This is a genomic window from Tenacibaculum sp. MAR_2009_124 (assembly GCF_900105455.1).
GTDB lineage: Bacteria > Bacteroidota > Bacteroidia > Flavobacteriales > Flavobacteriaceae > Polaribacter.
This window is the reverse complement of record NZ_FNSF01000008.1, coordinates 493,282-518,451: the sequence shown is the minus strand read 5'-3', so window position 1 is coordinate 518,451 and position 25,170 is coordinate 493,282. Positions and strand designations below refer to the sequence as shown.

General features: G+C 33.2%; 27 protein-coding genes. 4 read left to right on the top strand and 23 right to left on the bottom strand.

Annotation, left to right across the window (positions count from 1 at the left end):
* Positions 1 to 343: 343 nt before the first annotated feature.
* From BLW23_RS22295 to rplM, 7 genes are all read right to left on the bottom strand, one after another.
* Positions 344 to 2,710 carry an efflux RND transporter permease subunit gene (locus tag BLW23_RS22295; RefSeq protein WP_093674112.1) on the bottom strand — a complete coding sequence of 789 codons (2,367 nt, stop codon included), beginning with the start codon at positions 2,708 to 2,710 and terminating at the stop codon, positions 344 to 346.
* 96 nt (positions 2,711 to 2,806) lie between these two features.
* Positions 2,807 to 3,361, bottom strand: coding sequence for a ribosome recycling factor (frr, locus tag BLW23_RS22290; RefSeq protein ID WP_093674110.1), 555 nt, complete (start codon positions 3,359 to 3,361; stop codon positions 2,807 to 2,809).
* Between the two features lie 47 nt (positions 3,362 to 3,408).
* Complete coding sequence (gene pyrH, locus BLW23_RS22285) at positions 3,409 to 4,119, bottom strand: UMP kinase (protein WP_093674108.1); 711 nt, start codon at positions 4,117 to 4,119, stop codon at positions 3,409 to 3,411.
* A 112-nt stretch (positions 4,120 to 4,231) separates the two neighbouring features.
* The gene (tsf, locus tag BLW23_RS22280; RefSeq protein WP_093674106.1) at positions 4,232 to 5,200 is read right to left on the bottom strand and encodes a translation elongation factor Ts; all 969 of its coding nucleotides are present in this window, start codon (positions 5,198 to 5,200) and stop codon (positions 4,232 to 4,234) included.
* Between the two features lie 88 nt (positions 5,201 to 5,288).
* Positions 5,289 to 6,053 (bottom strand): 30S ribosomal protein S2, encoded by a 765-nt coding sequence (gene rpsB, locus BLW23_RS22275; protein ID WP_093674104.1) that lies wholly within the window; start codon positions 6,051 to 6,053, stop codon positions 5,289 to 5,291.
* A 146-nt stretch (positions 6,054 to 6,199) separates the two neighbouring features.
* A complete protein-coding gene (rpsI, locus tag BLW23_RS22270; RefSeq protein WP_093674102.1) occupies positions 6,200 to 6,586 on the bottom strand; it encodes a 30S ribosomal protein S9 in 387 nt (128 codons plus the stop codon).
* Complete coding sequence (gene rplM, locus BLW23_RS22265) at positions 6,586 to 7,041, bottom strand: 50S ribosomal protein L13 (RefSeq protein WP_093674100.1); 456 nt, start codon at positions 7,039 to 7,041, stop codon at positions 6,586 to 6,588. Before rplM ends, rpsI begins: the two co-directional genes overlap by 1 nt.
* 233 nt (positions 7,042 to 7,274) lie before the next feature.
* Between rplM and BLW23_RS22260 the strand changes: the two genes are divergently transcribed.
* Positions 7,275 to 8,312, top strand: coding sequence for a DUF5694 domain-containing protein (locus BLW23_RS22260; protein ID WP_093674098.1), 1,038 nt, complete (start codon positions 7,275 to 7,277; stop codon positions 8,310 to 8,312).
* Between the two features lie 75 nt (positions 8,313 to 8,387).
* On the opposite strand, the gene BLW23_RS22255 is transcribed toward BLW23_RS22260, so the two are convergent.
* Positions 8,388 to 9,236 carry an OmpA/MotB family protein gene (locus tag BLW23_RS22255; RefSeq protein WP_093674096.1) on the bottom strand — a complete coding sequence of 283 codons (849 nt, stop codon included), beginning with the start codon at positions 9,234 to 9,236 and terminating at the stop codon, positions 8,388 to 8,390.
* 126 nt (positions 9,237 to 9,362) lie between these two features.
* Here BLW23_RS22255 and BLW23_RS22250 point away from each other — a divergent pair, with 126 nt between their 5' ends.
* A complete protein-coding gene (locus BLW23_RS22250; protein ID WP_093674094.1) occupies positions 9,363 to 10,355 on the top strand; it encodes an FAD:protein FMN transferase in 993 nt (330 codons plus the stop codon).
* 78 nt (positions 10,356 to 10,433) lie between these two features.
* Here BLW23_RS22250 and BLW23_RS22245 read toward each other — a convergent pair whose 3' ends face one another.
* The 15 genes from BLW23_RS22245 to BLW23_RS22175 all read right to left on the bottom strand — a co-directional run bounded on the left by BLW23_RS22245 (position 10,434) and on the right by BLW23_RS22175 (position 23,715).
* The gene (locus BLW23_RS22245) at positions 10,434 to 11,018 is read right to left on the bottom strand and encodes a TMEM175 family protein (RefSeq protein ID WP_093674092.1); all 585 of its coding nucleotides are present in this window, start codon (positions 11,016 to 11,018) and stop codon (positions 10,434 to 10,436) included.
* 100 nt (positions 11,019 to 11,118) lie between these two features.
* Positions 11,119 to 11,565, bottom strand: a complete 447-nt coding sequence (locus BLW23_RS22240; RefSeq protein ID WP_093674090.1) for a cupin domain-containing protein — start codon at positions 11,563 to 11,565, stop codon at positions 11,119 to 11,121.
* 12 nt (positions 11,566 to 11,577) lie between these two features.
* Positions 11,578 to 12,036 (bottom strand): SRPBCC family protein, encoded by a 459-nt coding sequence (locus BLW23_RS22235; protein WP_093674088.1) that lies wholly within the window; start codon positions 12,034 to 12,036, stop codon positions 11,578 to 11,580.
* A 94-nt stretch (positions 12,037 to 12,130) separates the two neighbouring features.
* Positions 12,131 to 13,624, bottom strand: a complete 1,494-nt coding sequence (locus BLW23_RS22230; RefSeq protein ID WP_093674086.1) for a Dyp-type peroxidase — start codon at positions 13,622 to 13,624, stop codon at positions 12,131 to 12,133.
* The gene (locus BLW23_RS22225) at positions 13,603 to 14,031 is read right to left on the bottom strand and encodes a hypothetical protein (RefSeq protein WP_093674084.1); all 429 of its coding nucleotides are present in this window, start codon (positions 14,029 to 14,031) and stop codon (positions 13,603 to 13,605) included. Before BLW23_RS22225 ends, BLW23_RS22230 begins: the two co-directional genes overlap by 22 nt.
* Positions 14,032 to 14,066: 35 nt before the next feature.
* On the bottom strand, positions 14,067 to 15,203 hold the full coding sequence (locus tag BLW23_RS22220; RefSeq protein ID WP_093674082.1) for a ferritin-like domain-containing protein: 1,137 nt from the start codon (positions 15,201 to 15,203) through the stop codon (positions 14,067 to 14,069).
* Entirely contained in the window at positions 15,178 to 16,818 is a 1,641-nt protein-coding gene (locus BLW23_RS22215) for a GMC oxidoreductase (protein ID WP_093674080.1), read from the bottom strand. The genes BLW23_RS22220 and BLW23_RS22215 overlap by 26 nt, the downstream gene beginning before the upstream one ends.
* Positions 16,819 to 16,820: 2 nt before the next feature.
* Positions 16,821 to 17,348 carry a hypothetical protein gene (locus BLW23_RS22210; RefSeq protein WP_093674078.1) on the bottom strand — a complete coding sequence of 176 codons (528 nt, stop codon included), beginning with the start codon at positions 17,346 to 17,348 and terminating at the stop codon, positions 16,821 to 16,823.
* 36 nt (positions 17,349 to 17,384) lie between these two features.
* Complete coding sequence (locus BLW23_RS22205; RefSeq protein ID WP_093674076.1) at positions 17,385 to 18,992, bottom strand: phospholipase D-like domain-containing protein; 1,608 nt, start codon at positions 18,990 to 18,992, stop codon at positions 17,385 to 17,387.
* Positions 18,993 to 19,225: 233 nt separating this feature from the next.
* Positions 19,226 to 19,996 carry a class I SAM-dependent methyltransferase gene (locus BLW23_RS22200; RefSeq protein ID WP_093674074.1) on the bottom strand — a complete coding sequence of 257 codons (771 nt, stop codon included), beginning with the start codon at positions 19,994 to 19,996 and terminating at the stop codon, positions 19,226 to 19,228.
* Position 19,997: 1 nt separating this feature from the next.
* Positions 19,998 to 20,816 (bottom strand): type I methionyl aminopeptidase, encoded by an 819-nt coding sequence (gene map, locus BLW23_RS22195; protein WP_093674072.1) that lies wholly within the window; start codon positions 20,814 to 20,816, stop codon positions 19,998 to 20,000.
* A gap of 30 nt (positions 20,817 to 20,846) precedes the next feature.
* Entirely contained in the window at positions 20,847 to 21,377 is a 531-nt protein-coding gene (locus tag BLW23_RS22190; RefSeq protein WP_093674070.1) for a thioredoxin family protein, read from the bottom strand.
* An 11-nt stretch (positions 21,378 to 21,388) separates the two neighbouring features.
* Positions 21,389 to 22,906 carry a 2,3-bisphosphoglycerate-independent phosphoglycerate mutase gene (gpmI, locus tag BLW23_RS22185; protein WP_093674068.1) on the bottom strand — a complete coding sequence of 506 codons (1,518 nt, stop codon included), beginning with the start codon at positions 22,904 to 22,906 and terminating at the stop codon, positions 21,389 to 21,391.
* A gap of 208 nt (positions 22,907 to 23,114) precedes the next feature.
* Positions 23,115 to 23,363, bottom strand: coding sequence for a hypothetical protein (locus BLW23_RS22180; protein WP_093674066.1), 249 nt, complete (start codon positions 23,361 to 23,363; stop codon positions 23,115 to 23,117).
* A 76-nt stretch (positions 23,364 to 23,439) separates the two neighbouring features.
* Entirely contained in the window at positions 23,440 to 23,715 is a 276-nt protein-coding gene (locus BLW23_RS22175) for a hypothetical protein (protein ID WP_093674064.1), read from the bottom strand.
* Between the two features lie 410 nt (positions 23,716 to 24,125).
* Here BLW23_RS22175 and BLW23_RS22170 point away from each other — a divergent pair, with 410 nt between their 5' ends.
* Positions 24,126 to 24,443 carry a hypothetical protein gene (locus BLW23_RS22170; protein WP_143032260.1) on the top strand — a complete coding sequence of 106 codons (318 nt, stop codon included), beginning with the start codon at positions 24,126 to 24,128 and terminating at the stop codon, positions 24,441 to 24,443.
* 71 nt (positions 24,444 to 24,514) lie between these two features.
* A complete protein-coding gene (locus BLW23_RS22165; protein ID WP_093674060.1) occupies positions 24,515 to 25,144 on the top strand; it encodes a hypothetical protein in 630 nt (209 codons plus the stop codon).
* The last annotated feature ends 26 nt before the right edge of the window (positions 25,145 to 25,170 follow it).

The window sequence follows — 25,170 nt, the reverse complement described above, 5'->3', positions numbered from 1 at the left end:
TACAGGGCGGAAATTTCCAAAATAAAAAGCAATTAAACAATATAATTAACAAAATGATTTATGGTGATATGTAAAGGAATCAAAGTAGTAATATCACTTGTAACCAAAGGGGAAGTCTTAATCTTTTGAAACCAAGTTCTTTGTGTTTTTTTTGTTTCGAATTACTCAAAAATCAGGTCCGAAATATTGTAGCTTGTATTCTAAATTTAATAGCAACTATTTGATGATTTTGACAAAAATAAACGAGAAGTTTTACGTAATTATTCTTAATTTAAAATGAAACATAACTTATTTTTTGTTATTTTCTAGTTAACATAGCAATATCTCTAATCAAAGATGTTATTTATTTATCTTCTTCTTTTGGTGGAAGTATTTTGAAGTTTGTTTCTTTAAGTACCTTTTTATTTGCTATTTTCTTCTCAAATGATAAAAGTAGCGATGGAAGTAACAATAAATTAGAGACCATGGCTAATAAAAGTGTAACGGAAACCAAACCTCCCAGAGCTATAGTTCCTCCAAAACTAGATACTGTAAATACAAGGAATCCAAAGAAAAGTACAATGGAAGTATAAAACATACTCACACCTGTTTCCTTTAAGGCGGCATAAACGGCTGGTTTAATTTTCCAGTTATTAGCTAGTAGCTCTTGTCGATACTTGGCTAGGAAATGAATGGTGTCATCAACGGAAATACCGAAAGCAATACTAAAAACTAAAATTGTCGAAGGCTTGATTGGAATATCGAAAAAGCCCATTAATCCAGCAGTTATAAGTAAAGGTAGCATGTTCGGGATTAATGAAATTAAAATCATTTGTGGCGATCGGAACATCCAAGCCATAAAGATAGAAATAAGAACAATAGCTAATGATAAGGAAATGACTAAGTTTTTAATTAAGTAGTTAGTTCCTTTCAAGAAAACTAAAGCTTTTCCTGTTAAAGAAACTTTGAAACGTTCATCAGGGAAATTTTTCTTTATAACCGCATTAAGGCGTTCTTGAATGATATCCATTTTATCTGTACCTATATCCTTCATAAAGGTAGTAATACGAGCATATCGACCTGTTGAATCGACAAAGTTCTTTAGCATACCAGAGTTACTGTCTGAATTTTTTGTGTACGAAAGAATGTAACTTTTTTCTTGACCTGTAGGAAGCTGGTAATATTTGGGATTTCCATTGTAATATGCCTGTTTGGAATACTTAACTAAATTATTGACAGAAATTGGCTTAGATAGTTCAGGGAAAGTTTCAATGGTTTCGTTAAGTTTTTCTATCTTTTTTAATGTTGATAGTTTCATAACTCCTTTGTCTTTTTTAGTATCCACTAAAATCTCTAAAGGCATAATACCGCCAAACTCACTTTCAAAAAATTTGATATCTTTATAAAACTGTTTGCCTTTTGGCATGTCTTCAATTAGACTACCTGAAACGCGAATTTGATAAAGACCAATCATACTCAATATAATTACAACAACTGTAGTGATATATATACTGATACGATTTTTTTTCACGGTTCTTTCCATCCAGTTTACAACATCTTCCATCCATCTTTTTTCGAGGTGGCTTAGGTGTTTTTTCTCGGGAAGAGGCATAAAACTGTATATAATCGGAATGATTAATAATGCAAGTATAAAAATACTTATGATATTGACAGAGGCGAGAATCCCAAATTCTCTTAAAAGTTGACTCTTTACAAATACAAAAGTAGCAAACCCAGAGGCCGTAGTGATATTGGTCATCAAGGTGGCATTACCAATTTTTGAAATGACACGTTGTAAGGATTTCGCCTGATTTCCATGTTTTTTTACTTCCTGTTGGTATTTATTAATGAGGAAGACAGCATTAGGAACACCAATAACAATAATTAAAGGTGGAATTAAAGCAGACAGTACAGTGATTTCATATCTAAAAAGCCCAATAAAACCAAAAGCCCAAACGACTCCAATACCAACAACTAATAAAGTAATAAATGTTGCTCTAAATGATCTGAAAAAGAAAAAGAATATGATGGCAGTTATTAATAAAGCACCAATCACAAAAATTCCCATCTCCTTGGTTATATTCAGAGAGTTTAAGGTTCTTATATAAGGCATTCCTGATATCCTAACATCAATATTATTAACTTCTTCAAACGCTTCTATACGAGGTTTTAAAATCTCTGTAATAAAATCAGCTCTTTCTGGAGTATTTACTATCGCTTTTTTTAAATAGATAGCAGTTTGTAGAACTCCTTTATCGTTGTAAAGAAGATTTTCGTAGAATGGTAAATCTTCAAAAAGTTGTTTTTTTATCTTAGCGATATCCTCGCTCGTTTCAGGGGGGGTATTGAAAAGAGGTTCAACTTCAAATTTTCGTTCTTTTCGATTCGCCTTCAATTTTTTTACATCAGAAATGGAAACAGTAAAATCTACTTGAGATGCTTCATCGAAAGATTTAGTAAGTAAGTTCCAAGCTTTGAATTTTTCTGGAGTAAATATGGTACTATCTTTAACTCCTAAGATGATAAGATTTCCTTCTTCTCCAAAAATTTCTAAGAATTTATCGTATTGAACGTTGGCCTCATGATCGTTAGGTAACAGATTTGCTTCTGTATAAGAAAAGCGCATGTATTTTGTTTGGGTAAGTAGTAGCCCCGTGATAATGGCAATGAGTACTAGTACTAAATAACGATTTCGTAATATAAACCCGGCGATCTTGGTCCAAAAAGTCATTCAAAAAAATTTTTGCAAAGGTAGCTAAATGAGAGGAATAAAAAGAAAAAAGAGTGTTTAAAAACACTCTTATAATTTGTATGAATAATTGAGAAATTAAACAGTCATTATTTCAGTTTCCTTAACTGCAAGTGTCTCTTCTATATCCTTTACGAATTGATCTGTTAATACTTGAACATCGGCTTCTGCATTTTTTTTCATATCATCAGAAACATCTGTTTTTTTGATGTCATTATTAGCTTCTTTTCGCGCGTTTCTTATCCCAACTTTAGCGTGTTCGGCTTCTGCTTTCGCTTGTTTTGCTAATTCTCTACGTCTCTCTTCAGTTAACGGAGGAACGTTTATAATGATATTTTCTCCATTATTCATTGGGTTGAATCCTAAATTAGCGATCATAATGGCCTTTTCAATTGCTTGAAGCATGTTTTTTTCCCATGGTTGAATGGAAATTGTACGTGCATCAGGAGTGTTTACATTGGCTACTTGACCCAAAGGAGTTGAAGCTCCATAATAATCAACCTGAACGTTTGCAAGCATAGAAGGAGATGCTTTTCCAGCTCTAATACTTCTTAATTCTTTTACTAAATGATCAATAGCTTTAGTCATGGCCTCCTTGGCTGTATCTATGATAAAATTAATCTCTTCGTTCATTATGTTAGTATTTAGCAACCTCTCTTTTCAAAGAGGTGATTAATGTTTTATTTATTGTCAACAACTGTTCCAATTTGCTCACCAGAAACAAGTTTTAATAAATTTCCTTTTTTGTTCATATCAAAAACAATAATAGGAAGTTTGTTTTCTTCACTTAAAGTAAAGGCAGTCATATCCATTACTTTTAACCCTTTTTCAATAACGTCTTTAAAGGTAATATTATTAAATTTAATAGCGTTTTTATTTTTTTCGGGATCCTCGTTGTATATTCCATCAACGCGAGTTCCTTTTAAAATGGCGTCGGCATTTACTTCAATAGCTCTTAAAACAGCAGCCGTGTCAGTCGTAAAATATGGATTACCAGTTCCAGCACCAAAAATAACTACTCTTCCTTTTTCAAGATGTCTATTCGCTCTTCTTTTTATATAAGGTTCGGCTATTTCTTTTATTTCAATAGCAGTTTGCAATCTGGTTTGAACTCCTTGGTCTTCCAAAGCACTTTGTAATGCTAGTCCATTAATACATGTGGCAAGCATGCCCATATGATCCCCTTGCACTCGATCCATTCCGTTGCTAGCACCAGCGACTCCTCTAAATATATTTCCACCACCGATAACAATCGCTACCTCAATGTCTTGTTCAATAACTTGTTTTATTTCAATGGCGTATTCTTGAAGCCTTTTAGGATCAATTCCATATTGTTTTTCACCCATTAAAGCTTCACCGCTTAGTTTTAAAAGAATTCTTTTGTATTGCATAATTTTATAGAAAGTTGCGCAAAATTAATCATTTTTTTTAATTATTGTTTTTTAAGCGCATAAAAAAACCATCCTTAACAAAGGATGGTTTAAAATATTTTAAAGATATAGATTACCCTAAAGTAACTCTTGCGAAGGTTTTAACTTCAACATTACCGAAAGATTTAATATATTCAGCAACAGTTTTCTTTTCGTCTTTTATAAATTTTTGATCTAATAAAGCTTGCTCTTGATCTAAAGTAGTATTGTCAGAAATAAATCTTTCAATTTTACCAGGAACAATTTTATCCCAAATTTGTTCAGGCTTTCCTTCAGCTTTTAATTGATCTTTAACTTCTTGCTCTGCATTTGCTATAGCCGCATCAGTTAATTGTAATCTAGAAACGAATTTAGGTACGTTTTTAAGAGTTTTTCCTAAACGAACTAGTTCTTCGTTATCTTTTACAATAGCAGCGATTCTAGCTTCAGTTTCAGAAGCAACATAAGCAGGATCAAAATCTTTGTAAGATAATGTGGTTGCTCCCATCGATGCAGCTTGCATTGCTAAGTCTTTAGTTAATACGTCTGCTTTATCAACAGCCTCTGTTAAACCAACAATAGCAGCAATCTTACCAACGTGTGTATAAGATCCTACATAAGGTGCTTCAATTCTTTCGAAAGAAGTAATATCGATCTTTTCACCGATAACACCAGTTTGCTCGATTAATTTTTCTGATACAGGAACACCATCAAAATCTGCAGCTAAAAATTCTTCTTTAGTATTGCAGTTGAAAGCAACATCAACAAATTTAGAAGCTAATTGTTTGAATGAATCATTCTTCGCTACGAAATCTGTTTCACAAGCTAATACAATAGCAACACCAAAAGTATTGTCTTCACTAATTTTAGTGATAGCTACACCTTCAGTAGACTCACGATCTGCTCTCTTAGCCGCGATTTTTTGTCCTTTTTTACGTAAAATTTCAATAGCCTTATCGAAATCACCTTCTGCTTCTACCAATGCATTTTTACAATCCATCATACCAGCACCAGTGGTTTCTCTTAGTTTTTTAACGTCTGCAGCGCTTATTTTTACTGACATTTCTATCGTTGTTTTTTAGTTGTAATTATTTGTTGTTGAAGATAAAAAAAACTAAAGGTTTCATTGTAATGAAACCTTTAAATTTATATTATTTTGTTTCTTCAGTAGTTGTTGCTTCTGTCTTTGTTTCTGACTTAGCTTCTTTTTCAGCCTTCGCTTTTTCTTTATCTGCTTTTCTTTCAGTTAAACCTTCAGCGATAGCACCAGTCACATGTGACAATACTTTATCGATAGATTTAGAAGCGTCATCATTCGCAGGAATAACGAAGTCGATCGGTCTTGGATCAGAGTTCGTATCAACCATAGCAAAAATTGGAATATTTAATTTTTGCGCTTCAGCTACTGCAATGTGTTCTTTCTTAACGTCAATTACAAATAGAGCACCTGGTAAACGTGTCATATCAGAAATTGAACCTAAATTCTTTTCTAATTTTTCACGTTGACGGTTAATTTGTAATTTTTCTCTTTTAGATAATGCATCAAAAGATCCATCTTGCTTCATTCTATCAATTGAAGCCATTTTTTTAACAGCTTTTCTAATAGTAACAAAGTTAGTTAACATACCACCTGGCCAACGCTCAGTAATATAAGGCATGTTTACAGCTTTTGCTTGCTCAGCAACGATGTCTTTAGCTTGTTTTTTAGTTGCAACAAATAAAATCTTGCGACCCGAGTTAGCTATTTTTTGTAAAGCTTTAGAAGCTTCGTCAATCTTAGCTGATGTTTTATACAAATCGATGATGTGAACACCATTACGTTCTGTGTAAATGTACGGAGCCATGTTTGGATTCCACTTTCTAGTTAAGTGACCAAAGTGTACTCCATTTTCTAATAATTCTTGAATGTTTGCCATTTTAATAAATGTGTTTACGTTCTGTTTTTTCAATATTTCAGTAGTTCTTACGTCTGAAATATTTAGATACTAAACTGTTAATAAAAATAAATTTTAAAAATAACAGTCTCGAAACGGTTAAGTACTGAAGCAAGTTCAGTAAAATATTAACGCTTAGAGAACTGGAATTTCTTACGAGCTTTCTTCTGACCGAATTTCTTACGTTCAACCATTCTTGGATCACGAGTTAATAATCCTTCAGGTTTTAATACGGCTTTGTGTTCTTCATTAATAGCTACTAAAGCTCTAGTAATAGCTAAACGAATAGCTTCTGCTTGACCAGTAACACCACCTCCATAAACGTTTACTTTAACATCATAACTTTCTAAGTTTTCAGTTAACATTAAAGGTTGTTGAACCTTGTATTGTAACGTTGGAGTTGTAAAGTATTGTTTAAACTCTCTCTTGTTAACGGTAATGTTTCCACTTCCTTGTGAAACATAAACACGAGCTACTGCCGTTTTTCTTCTACCTATTTTGTGTACAGTTTCCATTATTTAAGATCGTTTAGGTTAATTGCTTTTGGGTTTTGAGCGTCTTGTTTGTGCTCTGCACCTACATAAACATATAGGTTTCTGAATAAAGCGCTACCTAATTTGTTTTTAGGTAACATTCCTTTTACTGCTTTTTCGATAATTCTCGCAGGATCTTTTTCGAAAAGTTCTGTTGCAGTAAGTGATCTTTGACCTCCTGGGTATCCAGTGTGACGGATGTAAGACTTGTCAGTCCACTTTTTACCAGTTAAATTGATTTTTTCAGCGTTGATAATTACAACGTTGTCTCCACAATCAACATGAGGAGTAAAATTTGGCTTGTACTTACCTCTAATAAGTTTTGCAACTTTAGAAGCTAGACGACCTAAAGTTTGCCCGTCCGCATCAACTAAAACCCACTCTTTGTTTACGGTAGCCTTATTAGCTGATACTGTTTTGTAACTTAATGTGTTCATAATTACACGATTAGTTTTTGTTAATAAATGTTATTATTATATAATTTTCCCTTAAAAAAGGTCTGCAAAGGTACAATTATTTATTTTACTGACAAATAGTAGTTTAGGATAATGTTGGTTGTTCTTGTGTTTTTTTAACATAGTTTTTAACTGTTAAACCTAATTTATTATGGTAACAAGTGTGTTATTTGTGCGTCGATACTTTATATAAAACCAAAACTAAACTAAGTATTATGAGAAAAACATTAAACCGTCTACTAATTATAATTTGCTTATTCCCATATTTAACGAAAGCTCAAACTCAAAAAACTGAGATCCTTATTTTGGGTACTACTCATTTACATCATATGAAGAATTTTAAGGAGTCAATGCTTACAAATGTCATAGAGAAGCTAGATAAATTTGATTTTGATGTTATATGTGTCGAAAAAATGTCTGGAGAGCTTTTAAATGACATTGCATCTCGAAAAGATAAAGCCTTTGACGGAATTACTAAAGGTTCATTTGGAAATAGGTATTTGACTGTGGCTGATACTGTTCAAAAAGTTAAGGGTATTACTTTTTTAGAAGCTAAAAGAAGTCTAGAAACTCAAAAAAACATAGAAGAACTATCTTCAAAGGAACGAAAAAAAATACTTTTTAATTATTTAGCTGTGACCGACCTTCCCTCTGCAGTCTTACAATATCGATATATTAAAGATAAAAGTGTATTTGAAACAGATTTTGAAAAGTATATTGTTGATTTGATAAAACGTGAGGGCAGCGGTAACAGTGAGTATTACAGTCTTGCTGCTTCTTTAGCCAAACTTGAAAATATTCATAAACTAGAGCCCATTGACAATTTTCAGGATGAATCTCTTTTATTGAAGTATTATCCTGGATTTATGGATGATTTTAAAAAACAGTCTAAACTTTTCCAGAACATGGATAAACTTCCAGTTTTTGTGAAAAGTAAAAGGCTAACTCAAGAAGGGGTTGCAACTAATGATTTGTCTGGGTTATATGCATTTGTGAATAGTGACGAATTTAAAAAACAGGATTATGATGCCCAATGGGGAATTTGGCATACGACAAACTTTGAATCGGGATCTGATCGCGCCAGACATGCTTTATGGGAAATGAGAAATTTGCAAATTACGGGTAATATTATGAAGGTAGCGGCACTCAATCCAGGGAAAAGAATACTTGTAATAATTGGAGCTTCACATGGAGGGTTTCTTGAAAAGTATTTGAAGCAAATTAGAGATGTTAAGGTATTAAAATATAACTAATACTGTTTCGTTTAACCAATAAAAAAGGGATTACAATATAATATTGTAATCCCTTTTTTTTTAGTCAGTAAAAATTTATTCAACCTTTTGGTCTAATAAATCAAAGAATTGATTTAACCTTGGAAGGATAATAATTTTAGTACGTCTGTTTTTTGCTTTATTGGCAGGGCTGTTATTTTCAACTAAAGGAATATAACTACTTCTACCCGCTGCGATTAATCTGTTTGGAGCTACTTTGTATTTACCTTGTAATTCACGAACAATTGCGGTTGAACGTTTTACACTAAGGTCCCAGTTGTCTTTAATACTAGAATTTTCACCAACTGGGGTGTTATCAGTATGACCTTCAATCATCACATCCATTTCTGGTTGACCATTAACTACAGTTGCTACTTTTTCTAATACTTTAGAAGCTTTTTCATTAATTGTATAACTTCCGCTCTTGAATAATAACTTATCAGAGATAGAAATAAAAACAACGGTTTTTTCAACGTTAACCTCAATGTCTTCATCATCAATTCCCGCTTGCAGTTCTTTCTTTAAGTGGAAAGCAACTACTAAATTTAAAGAATCTTTCTTAGAAGCTGCAGCTCTAATTTTGTTTATATATTTGTCTTTTTTACCCAATTGAGCCAACGTTTCTTTAATGTTGTCATTAGCACCTTGAGTTAAAACTGTTAAGTCTCCTACCTGTTTAAGGGTTTGTTTTTTATCTTTTCTTAAATCATCAACAGTGGTTTCGAGTAAAGCAGACTTCTCTTGAAACCTTTCTTTTTCTACTAGACACTTTGTTAAGTTTGTTTTTGCTGCTAGTAGCTCTTCTTTCGTTTTTTCATGTGCCGCTTTTGCTGCTTCCAACTCTTTAGTTGAAGCACATGAAGCAAGCAATGAAGTAATGGTGAATAGTAAAAATACTCTTTTCATTGTAAAAAAAATTTATTCTGTTTGAAAAATGATAAGACAAATTTATAAAAATGAGAATACAAAAAAGATAATTAACAATCTTTTATGAGGAGGGAAAGCATTATTTTTGCCTATAAATTTAATATTATGATACAAAAGTACTTTTTCTTTATAATAACACTCACCGCCTTAAGTTTTGTTACTTGTAATAAAAAGGTTGAAAAGAAGCTAGATAAAGAAGGGATAACAAAGTTAGAAGGAGCTATTTTTGGAACAACATATCATATTAAATACCTTGATAGTATAAATCATCAAGAATCTATTGATAGTTTATTTGAATTGATGAATAAATCTCTTTCCACCTATATTCCATCTTCTGATATTTCTAGGATTAATAGAGGAGATTCTACAGTAATTGTGGATGATTTGTTTGTGGAAGTTTTTGAGAAGGCGAAGAAGATTTATAATGAAACCGATGGTTATTTTGACCCGACGATAGGAAAATTAATTGATGCTTATGGTTTTGGTTCAGGAAAAGAAAGAAAAAGCATCTCTAATGAAGAGGTAAAAGAATTAATGGAGGGAGTTGGTTTTGATAAAGTTCGTTTAAAAGACAGAAAAGTTTATCGTGAGAATAACAATATCGAATTTAATGTAAATGCATTTGCCAAAGGATACGGAATTGATGTTGTAGGAAGGTTTTTAGAAACGAAAGGAATTCAAAACTATTTAGTTGAGATAGGAGGAGAGATTAGGGCAAGAGGGAAAAAACAGGATAAGGTTTGGAAAGTGGCGATTGAAAAACCAAATATTGATGGTACTAGGTCTCTACAGAAAGTAATTGAATTGAATGATGAATCGATGGCTACTTCTGGAAATTACAGGAAATTTAAAATAAATGAAAAAGGGGAGAAAATTGTTCATACAATAAATGCGAGAACAGGATTAGCGTCTGAGAGTAATTTATTAAGTGTTTCTGTAAGAATGAAAGGTGATTGCGCCGATGTAGATGCATATGCTACGGCATTCTTAGCGATGGGGTTGGAAGAAACAAAAAAATTCTTGCAAAAACATCCCGAGCTAAAAGTAGTTTTGCTTTATAATGACGAAAACAACGAATTAAAAGAGTTTGTAAACTAATCAAAATAATTTGAACTCGTTTGTTTAAAAAAATTCATTGATAAAATGCAATAAAAAAACCTACTATAGTAGGTTTTTTTATTGCATTTTGTTTAGCATGAAATCATATATTTTTTTGAGTTCAACAATCTTTACTATACCGGCTATTAAGAAACAACATAGCGGAAAGTAATCGTTGATGCTCATAAGGAGTAGACCGCTTATTTGAATGGCAAAAAAAAGTAAGTTTTTTTTACTCATTCTAAGATCCCTTCCAACTTTAGAGGTTTTTCCATGCAACTGAATAATATTATGTTTTAGGAAAAGAAACGAAATTTCACTCATAAGAAATACAATTCCATAAAAAGCAACTGGCACATCTTCAATATGATTATTTCCAATCCATGAAGTTGTAAATGGAATTAGCGATAACCAAAAAAGTAGGTTTAAGTTAGCCCAAAGAACTTTGCCGTTAATTTTCTTTGCTATCTTGAATAGTTGATGATGATGGTTCCAGTATATACTTATGTAAAGAAAGCTTACTATATAGCTTAAAAATACGGGTGCTTTTTGTAATAAACATTCAATAGATGTTCCTTCAGGTGCTTTTAATTCAAGAACCATGATGGTAATAATTATGGCAAGAATTCCGTCGCTAAAAGCTTCCAGTCTTTCTGATGTCATTCGAGAATCTTTTTTATGCAGTAGTTAAGATAAAATATACCGCTCTTTTTTGAGCGGTATATTTTTGTTTTAGTATTTGGATAACGTACTAAAAAAAATATTAATACGATCCTTCTTCAAGAACTTCATGTCCATACTTTTTTGAATACGCTTGAATTTCTTCAAAATCATCAGGAGACAATTTTGTTAATTTGTCAAAGAAGTCGAAAGTTCCCGCTGGAGTGAATGTCCCAATCATTTTACCTTCAGTACTACCAACATTGGTAAACTTGTGAGCAACTCCTCTTGGAAGGTATAAAAAGGTTCCTTTTGGAGCTTTGTGCTCTTTGTCTCCTATTTGAAAGGTAAATTCACCTTCAATTACATGTAAGCTTTCATCATTTTTATGATGAATATGTAATGGAGCTCCTTTTCCTGAAGGAACTGTTAATTCAAAATAATCTAACAGATTTCCTGTGGTTTTAATATCCGTTCTATATAGTGCGTCAAAACCCGTAATTTTTGTTTTTTCTCCTTGTGTAGGGTTTAATAAAACTGTTTCTACCATAATATGTTGTTTTTATATAGTGTTGGCTGATTCTTTTACTAATGGAAATAACTTTAACAACTCGTCAAAACCTCGTTGATAAAATTCAGAGATAGCATCTTCTTTATAATAAAAAGTAGCGACCCATTGTACAATACTAGTTCCTCCTTTAACATCAATAACTCGCAAATCAGAATAGTATTTGTGAATAGCTTCTCCCCATTCCCCCCAATGCCATTTATAGCGATAGTGATGGTTTGCGTTGTCCATTGAAACTAATTCTTCAATTGCTTGAGGTTGTCCAGGAAAAGTAAGTAAACGTCTTAATTGACGAGTGTCTGTTTGATCGTTAATAACATCAAGTTGTGTAATATCTGGATGCCACTTATGAATAGTATAAAAACCACCGATAACATCCCATACCTGTTCTGCCGTAGCTCCTAACTCTACCGATTGTACAACTCTCCAATCTTTGTAATCTTGTTCGTTCATAATATATTTGGTTTGATTTTAAGGTTAATTCCTTTCTTTATTTTAAACATTCGGTGTAACTACCGAATTCCATGATAATTCTTTTCGAAACTTATTAAATATCACTATTGAATGATTTATTTGTTAAATTTTTGAAGAATGAAATGCTAGGAGCAAAGAAATATTCACCGCCCAGCACCTTTACTAAGTTTTTATATCTAAAATCGAGATCAATAAGTTTTCCATCGATTTCATGTTGCCATTTATTGTTGTTTGGTTTTGCGTTTTGATCTCCTGTTATAGGATCATGCCCTACATTGTTTGCAGGAAAGTTTGAATTGTCTGACCATCCGCATTGTGTTACTAAAAATTGCTGTTCAATATCACTTTGACACGACAAAAAGAGTAAGCCTGCATCGGTCCATTCTTTTTCAGGACTTAAGTTTTTAGATCCGTAACTAATTCCTCTTCTTACGATTCTGTGACTTCTTTCATTTCTAAGGAGGGTACCCTTTAATCTGTTGGTGTCTCCTCTAGGGTTTGTTTTTCGAATATGGGAATGAAAAGGGCATTTTGCCCCTTTCATGTCCTCTTGATAACTAAAATTATTGTCGGAAGGGGTTTTAGTTGACTGTATTAATGGAGAACCATCTTTATTTCTGCCGAAAGCAAGTGATTCTGAATATTCTGTATTGATCTGTACTCCTGATTTTTGAGAGATTTCAGTAGCTAATTTTTTGGCTTGATCTTTAAAACCTTTAATGTTTTGTTGCATTTTCCTATAAACAACATAGCTTCCAAAGCTTAAATCCTCATCGAAACCACCTGGGTCGTTTAGTGCGACTAGGTCAAAAGGAGCAGTTGGGTCATAATATGTTGTTCCTTCTTTATTTTGCCAATGGTCGAAATCTGATTTAAAAAATGTAGGATTGCTAAGACCATCTACGAATCCGAAGTGCTCTATGACATCATTGTTACTATTTCTTAAAGTGTATCCTTTTTCTATAGACAGAATAGAAGCGACTTCAACCGAGGTGCTTTTTATGTTGTTAATTTTACTTTCCAGATAGTCATTGCATATATTTTCATCTGCTGTAATACCTCCATAGGCTAAAACAATCAGAAGGTCTACTTGATTATTAAAGGGATTTTTCCAAGTGTTTGGATTGTCATTTAAAGGATTACTAGTTCTTTCATGAACACCATTGGGACCTGTATCATATAAAAAATCTAAATCTTTCATTCCCGCTCGAAACGCTTTGTCATCTGGGGTTTGATACTCTGCGATTCCTAGAGCTTTATAGCCAGTGTTGCTTAGCAAGATTCCTGTAAATAAATGCTCGGTTCCGGTACTTTTATAATTTAGAGACGTTTGATGTTGTTTATAAGCTGATGTCAGTTTAGAAGCAAGTTTTTCAAGCCAAATTCGGTTGTCTTGGGGGTTACCTGTAAACTTTAGAAAAATATGACGAGAATGCGAACGACCATGACTCTTTAAAATATTGCCCTGAATATCATCAAGAACAGTTTTTAAATTAGGGTCGTTCACATCTAAGTTTTTTTGACTTAGTCTAATACTTGGTTTATTTACACCTGAGAGGTTTGACATACTTCTTGTTTGAAATAATTTCGATCATCTGGAGCTTCATTCAATGTAAAAGTGTGTTGGTATTCTGGATCATAAACATTTAAAATTGTATAGGTTCCAGAGGTAATCCATGATTTACCATCCCAACTTCCGTCTTCGTTGAATTGTTTTTCTATTTTTTGTGTTTGGATTAAAACACGTCCCCAGAAAAGCCATTTTCCGTCAATATTATGAGCATAAAACACTCTTACGGGATCCAATTGAAAAATTCTTGCACTTGGTTTGTTTTTAAATTCAAAAACCTTACCCTCAACGTTTTTCTGAGTGACTGGATTTTTTTTATGGTTTTCTAAGTTGAATACATCAACAGGAAACCCTTGTTCAGTAGTAAGTTCAAGCGTGTCATTTATTTCTATGAAACTTCCCATGTTTTTTAATTTTTATTGTTTGATTATTTATTTTTTTATATCATTCTAAAGCAAGGCCCGTAATGCAGTCCTTCCTCGTGATTAGGAATCGGAGTTTTTACTAAGGGTATAGCATATCTTTCCAATTTAAACATAGCTTCTATGGCATTAACTAATGCAGCTTGACCTCGTCCGTTAATTGCCCATGCTTCTTCTAGTAATTGAACAACTGATGTATAGGCTTTGTCAAATTCAGTTAATAAATGCCATACCTCGTTTGATACTTCTGATTGTTGATAGCCTCCTTTAGGGACTCTAGCTAAAGGGTAAGTTTCGGGTCTTGGCATTGGGTCTTTGAAGTAGTATTTTTCTTCTTCTTGAACTATTTTCTTTTGGTAAAATACTTCCCAAAATCTGTAAAAGTGTGCTAAATTATCCATTCCAGTGCTTGCTGGGGAAACATCTTCTGATCCTTCTCCTTGCTCTTTAATCATATCAATTGCTTTTGAAACACTTTCTGCATCTGCCATCACCCACCAAGAAAGTGGACCTGCAAGTTGTCTTTCAACATTCATTTTTGGTTGAAGATCTTGAAAAAGTTCGTTAACACGATCATATAATTCCCCAATGGTAGTGTTATGTTCAAAGTTTTGAATTTTGTTCTCGGTGAAATTTCCTGCTTGATCACATAATCCACCAATAGTGATGAGTTCCTTTGTTTCGTAATCGTAGATGTCTGCTATTTTTTCAGGAAGTTCAATTTCCATAAAGTTTCTTAAAGAGCAATCGCTTAATCCTTCTAAGTATAAAAATAGATCAGGATGTACTCCTCCAGGTAGACCAGATGGGAATTTTAAACTATTTTCAGGATCGTATATTTTCGGTTCACCACCCAAGCCAGCAATCATATTACAAACCATGGCCATGTGTAACATTTCTTCTTGAAAAACATTACGAATCGATTTAGCTACTTCGCAATTGTTATCCTTAATACTCCACATGGTTTGCATGTATATTGGAATGGTAGCAAATTCTAAAACAACTGCTTGATTTAAGAGCTCTTTTAAAACATGTAATTTATCTTCATGATCATCTTCAACAAGTCGAGAATGATCAATCAGCTCTTTTGTGTTTTTGAGCTGAGAAGCTTTTTCTTGGAAGGCATTTTTATACTTCAGTTGTGTCGTAGGCATTTTTATGTTTGATTTTTGTTGATTGTTTGTTCGTTAAATGTTCTACAAGTCTAAAAGCTAGGGCAGTTAGTGTAAGAGTAGGGTTTACTGCACTCCCTGTAGGGAAAGCAGCGTTTGAGCAGATATAAAGATTGTTTGTGTTGTGGACTTTCATGAATTTATCGGTAACACTATTTTCAGGACTAGTTCCCATTCTAGCGGTTCCAGTAGTATGATGGCCTCCAGGTTTATCAACTCTTGAAGAAGTAAGCTCTAATCCCATTTTTTCAATCACTTGTTCCATTAACTTTAAGCGATCGTTGGCATTTTTAATTTCATCTTCGGTTCTACTAAAATGAACAGTTGTTTGAGGGAGTCCAAAACGATCAGTTCCTGGTTTGGCTTCCAGTCGATTGCTAAATTTGCCTTTCTCTTCTAAAAAAGCCTGTAGATTTATAGTCATTTCTCCATAAACAATAGCATCGATTTCTTCTCTCGTTTTACCCTCAATCATTAGTTGGGCTATGTCTGTATTCGGAGTAACTCTATTTTTGAACATGAAAATCTTTCCTTTTTTCTGATGTTCTTTGGTATTATAACTATGAGTCATCAAAGTAGGAAAGTCGTATTCTTGAAACCAACCATTTGGATTTGATTTAGCTTTTCCTTCAACATTTAACATAGAGTGAGAAACTACAAAACGCCCTACAAGATCAAAGTCGTTTCCAATACCTTGTTCCCAAAAATCATTTTTTGAAGCTCTTAAAAGTTTTGGAACATTATATGCGCCTGATGCCAGAATTATGGTATCTCCAGAAACAGTAAGCTGCTCCCCTGATAAATTATCAGTATAAGTAACTGATTCAATGTCCGATTTACTGGAAACATTTACCTGATGAACAGGAGAGTTTACACGCACTTCAAAGTTGATAAATCGAGAGTCATTCTTTAAGTCGTCCAAAACATATTGTGCATTGAACCTTCCTCCAATTGGACAATATTTACAGGTTCCTGTAGCCATACATTTTCTATACCTTGCAATCGGCATTTTTCCTGACTTTATTTTTGTTTTAGAGCCAGGGTTAATGTCACCGTCCTGATAAATCACATCTAATTGTTCCCATGCTTTGATCATTTCTCCATCAGCAGCCGTCCATTCGAATGGAGGTACTGGGTATGGTTTTGATCGAGGAACCCAATTGGCTTCGTTATCTCCACAAACTGAAAGATATTCTTCGGCGTGATTGTAATATTCTTCAAGATCTTCATAATTAATTGGCCAGTCAGCACCTTCACCGGTATTTGTGAAAAGGTTGAAATCTTCAGGGCGAAATCTTAAGGACCAAGCCCCCCAATGCATGGTGGAACCACCATAAGCTTTTACGCGTACACCTTCGGTTTGGTAATCAATATTTCCTGTTGAATCTGCTTCCCATTTTTGATCATAGGTATGGGTATAGGGCCTTTCTCCTTTGGTTATGTAATCCCACCAAAACCTTCTGTCTTTAGCTTGTACTTCAGGACCAGCTTCTAGTATTAAAATAGAAGTATGATTGTTATGTTCAAGTAATCCTTTTGCAATGGTTGCAGCGGCTACACCAGCGCCAACAATAATATAATCATAGTATGTTTTCATAATTATTGGTTTTGATTAGTTTCAGGCGTGTAGTTGCGTACTATGGCAATTCTGTTATAACGTGTTCCTGCTATAAAACCATGATAATTTCGAGCTTCTTCGCCATTATATTTTGTTCCCCAACTTTTAAATCCTCCTGCCATTACTTGCATTCGAATGAATTCGTTGACAACATATATTTTGCAGTGTGCTATTCGTGTAATAGGAGGTTCGTTGTTGTTTATTCCACTTTCAAATAGTAATCTTCTATAGGCTTCACCTTTGCCATACATGGATTTAAGTTCATTTATTACATAAATGGCATTTACATATTCTCCGGTATAGTTTGGTGCGTTTTCAGTTTTGGCTTTAACCATTTCAAACCATGAACTTCTTTGGTTATTTGAATCGTAGTTGGTGTTGCTCCAATTGATTCCAATTGCTTCAAAGATTTCCCAAAGAGCTTCTTTATTATCATGAGTTAAATGCTGTCCCTCCGCAAATATTAATTCAGCGGAAAGAACCTCATTACAGACAGGGCCTCCAATCATAAGTATTTTATTTAATGTTTTTGTTAGATTCGTTTTTTAGCGAAACAGCTCGCGTTGCTTGCTATGCTGCGTTCCTTCTTTATAATGGACGTCAGACCAAGATGAGTTCGGAGTTAAATAATCGCTGAAATACTTTTCATCGTAGCCATGATGTGCCATTTGGTCTCGGAATTCATAATGGTTAAACAAGCGCATGAACTCGCTTAAATAAACATCTACAACCCCCGTATTCCCTTTTACAATAATCATGTTTTCATCATTGCTATGTGTTGAGGCATTGGAAAAGTTCGCGGAGCCTGTTATAAGTATTGGAGTGTCTGTTAAAGGATCGATGAAAAGGTATTTTGTGTGTAGATACTTTACATGATCATTTAATCCAGTTAGGTGTTCTTCTTCCCAGTTTTTTAATCCTTCTTTTTTAATTTCATCTTCATTTAAAGTAGCACCAATAGCTATTCTATTATTAGGTGTGCTTTTAAATGTGTCGAAGGTTTTTCCTTTGTGTTCTAGTAGAATGTATCGAAGACTATCATCTTCTTTGCTCATAATTTCAGCGAACTCTTCATTCACTCCAAAGGCAGCAGTAAAGCCTACTGAATCTTGAGCTTTTTTAATTTGTTGTCCATACCAATCTAAGGCACTAAGATCTTTTCTAGGACTAAAAATTGGAGTAATTCCTTCTTTTAAACTGCCGTTAGGTGTTGGGGATAATTGATCGTTTAAAGGACGGATTTCTTTTAAATCTGGATTTTTAGATAGGTGTTCCCAGTACTTTAGATACTGCTGAGCAATCTCCACGTCTCTAACAATATGTCCCACATTTGATTGACCAAATATACCTCCTTTTGTGAAGTTAGTAGAACCAGTCCATACTTCAATAGGTTTATTTTTATAGAGAAGGATAATGTATTTATTATGTTTTATTGAAGAGTTGGCTGATCTTGGGATCATCAATTTTTCAATACCTGGAACTTGGGCAACTGCTTTGTCTGTGTTCTCCCAAGGACCTCTTTTCGATCTGTCGTACAGAATTTGTATATCTGCTCCGCTTTCTGAAGAATCAAATAGCGCTTTAAGAACAGGAACATAATCAAATTCGTAAGCCGCAACTCTAAGACCGTAATCTTTACCCTTTGCTTTTGCTATAAATGACAAAAGGGCTTCTTCAAGGCCTCTTGATAACCATTTATAAGCTTCATTATTGGGAACTTTATCTGGGTTTTGGTTGTTGAATTTTTTAGCATATGCCTGTCCAACGGTTCCTCTGTTAAAGAATACACCATGTGAACCTTTTTCAGGGTTTTCTGTTGTAATATTTATAGCGATCTCTTCACCTTTTTCTTGTTTTTCAGGTGAGCCGTAAACAGGAGTTGCAGAATATTCATATTGAGTGTTTGGCAGTGCCGTATAATCCGCCCAAAAAAAGGCTTGGATTAGATTGAGATCTTCCTTTTTACCATTGTTTTTAAATTGTTTGAAGCCTTTTAAAGGAGTTGTTTCTCCAGTAGTAATTTCTTTACGATTAAGCTTAAACCCTAATAGTTTTTCCCTAGATTCAGCATTAGCATCTAGGCAAAGTAGCACCACATGGGTTCCAGCTATGACATGTAAAGAAACCCCATTTTTATGGTCTCTTACTCGCATATTTATGTTTGGTTAGTTAGTAGTAAGATAAAAATAGGAAAATATTTTTAATCTCAAATAAAATAATTTTCAGAGAGAAACCTCTTTAAAGGTTTTGTAGTGTTTTCTGTTTTTTTTATAGAATAAATAATAATTTGGTTATCTTTTTTAAACTGAGAAAAGTAAAGGAAAAGGGAAGGTAGTTAATTTCGTTAGGCTATAGATAAAAGGTGTTATTTAGTTCAATTCTAAATTTAATATTTATAGCAAACAGGTAGAATTTCATCTTTAGCTAGGGCATATTTTCGAACAAGTTCAGGGTTCATTGTTTTTGCGTAATGAGCTTCTTCAACCTTAAAACCAATAGATTTAAGTTTGTCAAAATAATCAAGCCCATAAATCCTAACATGATCATATTGTCCAAAAATTTTTGCTCGTTCTTTAGGATCAGTAATAGAATTGTCTTCAAAGGTTTCTGCTCTATGAACATCTTGAGGTATTTGAAAAATTCCAAAACCATCTTTTTTAAGAATGCGATGCAATTCTTGCATTGCTTTTGTATCGTCTGGAATATGCTCTAAAACATGATTACAAAAGACAACATCAAATTCTTCATTTTTAAAAGGTAAGTCACAAATATCTGCTTTGATATCCGCTATCGGAGACTCGAGATCGGATGTGATGTAGTCGAGATTTTCCTGTTTTTTAAAAATATCTAAAAAGCATTGTTCAGGAGCTATATGTAATACTTTTAGCTTTTTTTCTGAGGTAAAAAAAACGGTTTCATTTTTTAAATACAACCATAAAAGTCTATGTCTTTCAAGAGATAGGGTAGAAGGAGATAGTGCGTTTTCTCTTTGGGTTTCATATCCATAAGGAAGTAACTTCTTAAATGATTTTCCATCGATCGGATCGGTGAAGTTATCACCTTTTAACCACCAGGCAATAAAAGGACGCACAACATAACTTATTTTAATAAGAAATGGTCTCGGTATGGTGTTAAGAATAGTTTTAAACACGGACAAATTATAGAACTAATGGTTGTTGTCTAAACTCATCTTCTTCAGTGCTTTCAATTCCTAGAGCGTCATAGATATATTTAAACGTAGAAAGAAGTTCTGGTTTCCCCTCTACAATCGCAATATTATGTTCAAAATGTGCACTTGGTTTATTGTCAAGAGTGGTAATAGTCCAGCCATCGCCGTGCTGTCTTATTTTGTGAGTTCCTAAGTTCGTCATAGGTTCAATAGCAACTACCATTCCTTCAACAAATTTTTTACCTCGTCCTCTTCTTCCATAATTAGGCATTTCAGGATCTTCATGCATCTTTCTACCTAAACCATGGCCAACCAGTTCTCGAACTACACCGTAACCGTGTTTTTCTGTGAAATTTTGAATAGCGTATCCCACATCACCAACTCTATTTCCAGCTTTGAATTCTCTGATACCCACATATAAACTTTCTTTCGTTACGTCTAATAGCTTTTGGGTTTCAGGAGTTACTTCACCAATTGGAAATGTATAAGCGTGGTCTCCATAAAAATCATTTTTTAAAGCTCCACAGTCTATAGAAATAATATCACCTTCTTGAAGAGGTGTGTTATTCGGTATTCCATGAACTACTTGAGAATTAGGACTCATACAAAGTGAATTTGGAAAATCATAAAGCCCTAAAAAGCCTGGGATAGCACCTTCTCCTCTGATAAATTCTTCGGCTAATTTGTCAAGGTATAATGTCGTTACGCCTGGTTTAACTTCCTTTGCTAACATCCCTAATGTTTTTGATACAATTAGGGCGCTTTCGCGCATGATTTCAATTTCTTCTCTAGTTTTTGGTTTAATCATGGATAAAAATATTGTGGCGCAAATTTACGTTTATTTTTGATACGGATGCTTATAAGGTTTACCAGAAATAATGGTTAAAATATCTTTTTCGATAGTTGATCCATCAATAGCATGCTCAACGAACCTGCCTATTTCTTTACCATTCTTATAAAAGATAAAAGTCGGTACTCTTTCAATGTTATATTCTTTTTCTAAGCCTTTTGCTTTTTTACTTCTATTAACAGCTACCAGCTCCAGTTTTTTATAGTTGAAGTTAGTATTATCAAGCAGCTTATAAAAGTTGGGAATTTCTCTTTGGCTATCTCCACACCAAGTTCCCATGAATCCTTTTATAGTTACGTCTTTTAAATAGCTTTTAGCTTCTTCTAAAACAGGTTTGTCAACCTCGTAATACGAATAAAAATCGTTAAACCATTCACTTCCGTAGGGTTCTTGTTGAAAATTACTTTTGGTAACAATACCGACTAAGTCTCCATCTTGATTTTTCTCTGCTGGAAATTTATTAGTTGATGCACAACCAATAATAACAGTAGAGAGTAAAATGTATAAAAAGTTCTTCATTGTGTATTATTTTATACTAAAGAATGTTGTGTCATTTCTTTTGGTTTCTCTACTCCTAATAAATGTAAAACTGTAGGAGCAATATCTCCTAAGATACCATTTTTAATTGATTTTAAATCTTTGTCAATTAAAACCATAGGTACAGGATTTGTAGTATGGGCTGTATGCGGAGTACCATCAGGATTTATCATAGTTTCACAATTTCCATGATCGGCAATTAAAATAGTAGTGTAGTTTGAGTCTAAAGCGGTGTCTATGACATTCTTTACACATTTATCGACTACTTCACAGGCCTGTACGGCGGCATCGAAATCTCCAGTATGACCAACCATATCACCATTCGCGAAGTTCAAACAAACGAAATCAACCTCTCCTTGTTTTAATTCAGGAATAATAGCATCTTTAATTTCGTAGGCACTCATTTCTGGTTTTAAATCGTAGGTGGCTACTTTTGGAGAAGGGCATAGCAGTCTTTTTTCTCCATTAAACTCTTTCTCTCTACCTCCAGAGAAAAAGAAAGTAACATGAGGGTATTTTTCAGTTTCTGCAATTCTAATTTGAGTTTTTCCAGCCGCTTCAAGAACTTCACCCAAAGTGTTTTCTATATTTTTATTGTCATAAACGACTTTTATCCCCTTAAATGAGTCATCATAACGTGTTAATGTTACAAAGTATAAAGGTAGTTTTGTCATAGAGAAATCTGAAAGATCTTCTTGATTTAGAACTTGAGTTAGTTGTCTTCCTCTATCAGTTCTGAAGTTGAAAAAGATAACAACATCGTCTTTTTCAATAGTGGTGCGAGGCTGTTCGTTTTCGTTAACCATAATAATTGGTTTAATGAACTCGTCCGTTATACCTTCGTCATAACTAGCTTGAATACTTTTTTCTGCATTTTCAGAAAATGAACCCTTTCCTTTGGTAAGAGCATTGTAGGCTAACTGAATTCTTTCCCAACGTTTGTCACGATCCATACTATAATAACGACCTGTAATGGATGCTAACTGTCCCGTAGTTTGGGCCATATGTTCTTCAATTGATTTAATGAAAAACTTTCCAGATTTAGGGTCGCAATCACGACCATCTGTGAAAGCGTGAAGAAAAACATTTTCTAAACCTTTAGAATTAGCTGCAGAGAGCAATCCTTTTAAATGATTTATATGTGAGTGAATTCCTCCATCAGACACAAGTCCAAGAAAATGAACATTTTTATTGTTGGCTTTAGCGTAGTCAAAAGCATTTAATAATTCCTGTTCTTTTGCTAAAGTCCCTTCCGTTACTGCCTTGTTAATTTTAGCAAGGTTTTGATAAACTATTCTACCCGCTCCTAAATTCATATGTCCTACCTCAGAATTTCCCATTTGTCCTTCAGGAAGTCCCACATGTTTACCGTCAGTTCTTAATTCGGCGTTTGGGAAGTTTTCATATAACGAATTTATAAAGGGTGTTTTAGCATTATAGATGGCAGAAACTTTAGGGTCTTGTGTAATTCCCCAACCATCAAGAATCATTAAAATTACTTTTTTCTCCATTTCGATAAAATTGAAAGGTAAAAGTACTAAAGATTTTTGGGGATGTCTTAAGAAAATAACGAAACCGATTAAGCATTGTTAATATTGAATTCGTGAATTTAATTGATAAAATGGCAAAAATCCAAACATGTCCAAGGTAGAACGAAACTATAATATGCTACAATGCAATTGTTCATCAATGCTGAAACTTTTAAAAATCGATTTTTTTCTAAAAGAAATACAAGTATAATAGTACAATACTAACAAATGAAATTATAGCAATAGTTAAAATGTTCTGAATTCTATTTTGTCTTTGTAATTTCTCTCGTATTCTCAATACTTGCTTTCTTGTTGCTTTTTTGTTAAAGTATAAAGGTTTGTTTTTGTTGTTAAGGTACTTTTCTAATTTTTCGAAAACGACTTTACGCTCTCTCTTATTATTCTTTAATGTTGTAATCATTGAGCTTATTCCTCCCATAGCATTTTATTTTAGAGTTATATTTATAAGTCGCTTAGGATGGTTTTTTGTTACATAAGATCAATTTACCTTGGTTTTAATTTTTGTAGAAGCCTAAAAAGTAAATAGAAAGAACTAAGAGAATAAGGAAGAAACTAGCTTTTAATATGAAATTTCGTTTGTTTTCCTTTTGAAGTCTTTTGCGAATTTCTTCTAATTGTTCGGGAGAAGCTTTTTTGTTTTTCAAACTAGAGTTCTCATTCGGATTATTAGTCCCAAGTTCTTTAATTTTTTTAAGAGTATTTGGTCTTTGTCTTTTTAAACTCTTCGCTTTTTTATGCATTTCTGCGGCTGGTCCAAATCCGAAGCTCATAGTATCAATTTTTTTGTTTTAAAAAGCAATATACTGTTTTTAAAAAATCAAAGTATTATTTATGATTTAAATTGATATGTTATGTTCAAAGAAGCAAGGGGTATGTTTGTTTAATGAAATCTTTTTTGAGTAAGGTTGTTTGGTGTTTTTTTTAGTTTGATGGTTTGTAGTTAGTTATCATGTTTATGTAAGTGTAAACCCTTATAGGTGTAAGGGTTTTTGAGGTGTTGTTGACTAGGGGTTTTACTAGTTGTGTTTTAACGTTTTTGGAAGGTGTTGTTATCGTTGAATTTTTAAATTTGGTCATTATTTTAACCGGTTATAAATAAAAACCTTTCAAGAAAACGAGTCTTGGACGTCTTATTTCGTTTACGTTAACAACGAACCAAACTTAATTAAAACTACTAATTATGAAATTTTTTTCAAAAAATGCTTTAGTCATTTGTATGACTGGAGCTCTTATGGTGGGTGCATTAAACCTAAATTCAGAGCAAATAACAACTGGGCAAGTTAAAGAAGCGAGTGTTGAAATAACTGACATGACTGTTGCAGAAAAAGCTGGAACTCCTTTCTTAATGTTAACGTTTAGAATGGGGATGGCTGCTTATCGTTATTACCGATTCGTAGGTGAAATTCCTCAGCCTCAGCCTAACGAGCAAGTATATATTGCTATGAATAAAGAACTGAAACAAGAACTTATGGATGAAAGATTAGCAATGCTAGACTAAAAGTTTTGAAGAGAGGTGTTTAACATCTCTCTTGATTTGTTCTTATAATCAAGTAATTATATGAATCTTGTATGAAAAAAGTATACTATTACATCATATTATTGGTGTATTCTTCTTACTGGTTGATGACATTTTTTTTTAATGCACCAGATAATTATATTAAAATCCAGTTTTTTCAGGAAGGAGACGCTTTTAATAAATTTTTCTACCAAAAATGGGGTTTTTTCGCTCCTCCTCCTCAATTCGATGAAAAATTATATTGTTTAATCTTAAGTAAAAAAGATACTTCGGAAGTGAAATCTTTTGAATTAATGCAGGCAATCATAAAAGAAAAAGTTGACAAGGCTCCTTTTAATAATAAAGCTGATGTTCTCGATTATATTCTGTCTAATTCTTGTATTTCGATAAATAATCAGATAGTTGAGTTGAAAGATCGAGTGGAGTATTTAGAAAAGAAAAGAAAGTTAGAAGCCTTTGAAAAGGATAGTATTCTCAATCGAGGATTGGAGGTAACTTCTTATTATAAGGTCTTGAAAAATTATGTTCAGGAAGTCGCTAGAAAAAAGAACGTAAATAGTAAAGATTATTTGGTTTCCTTTATGATAACAAATACTCCAATTCCTAAGTTTGTTAATCGTAATAAAGATAGTGTAAATGTAGAAGAGTCTTTAGTTTATAGGAGTAAACCTTTTGATATTTAAAGGTTGTTTATTTAATTTTTTAATAA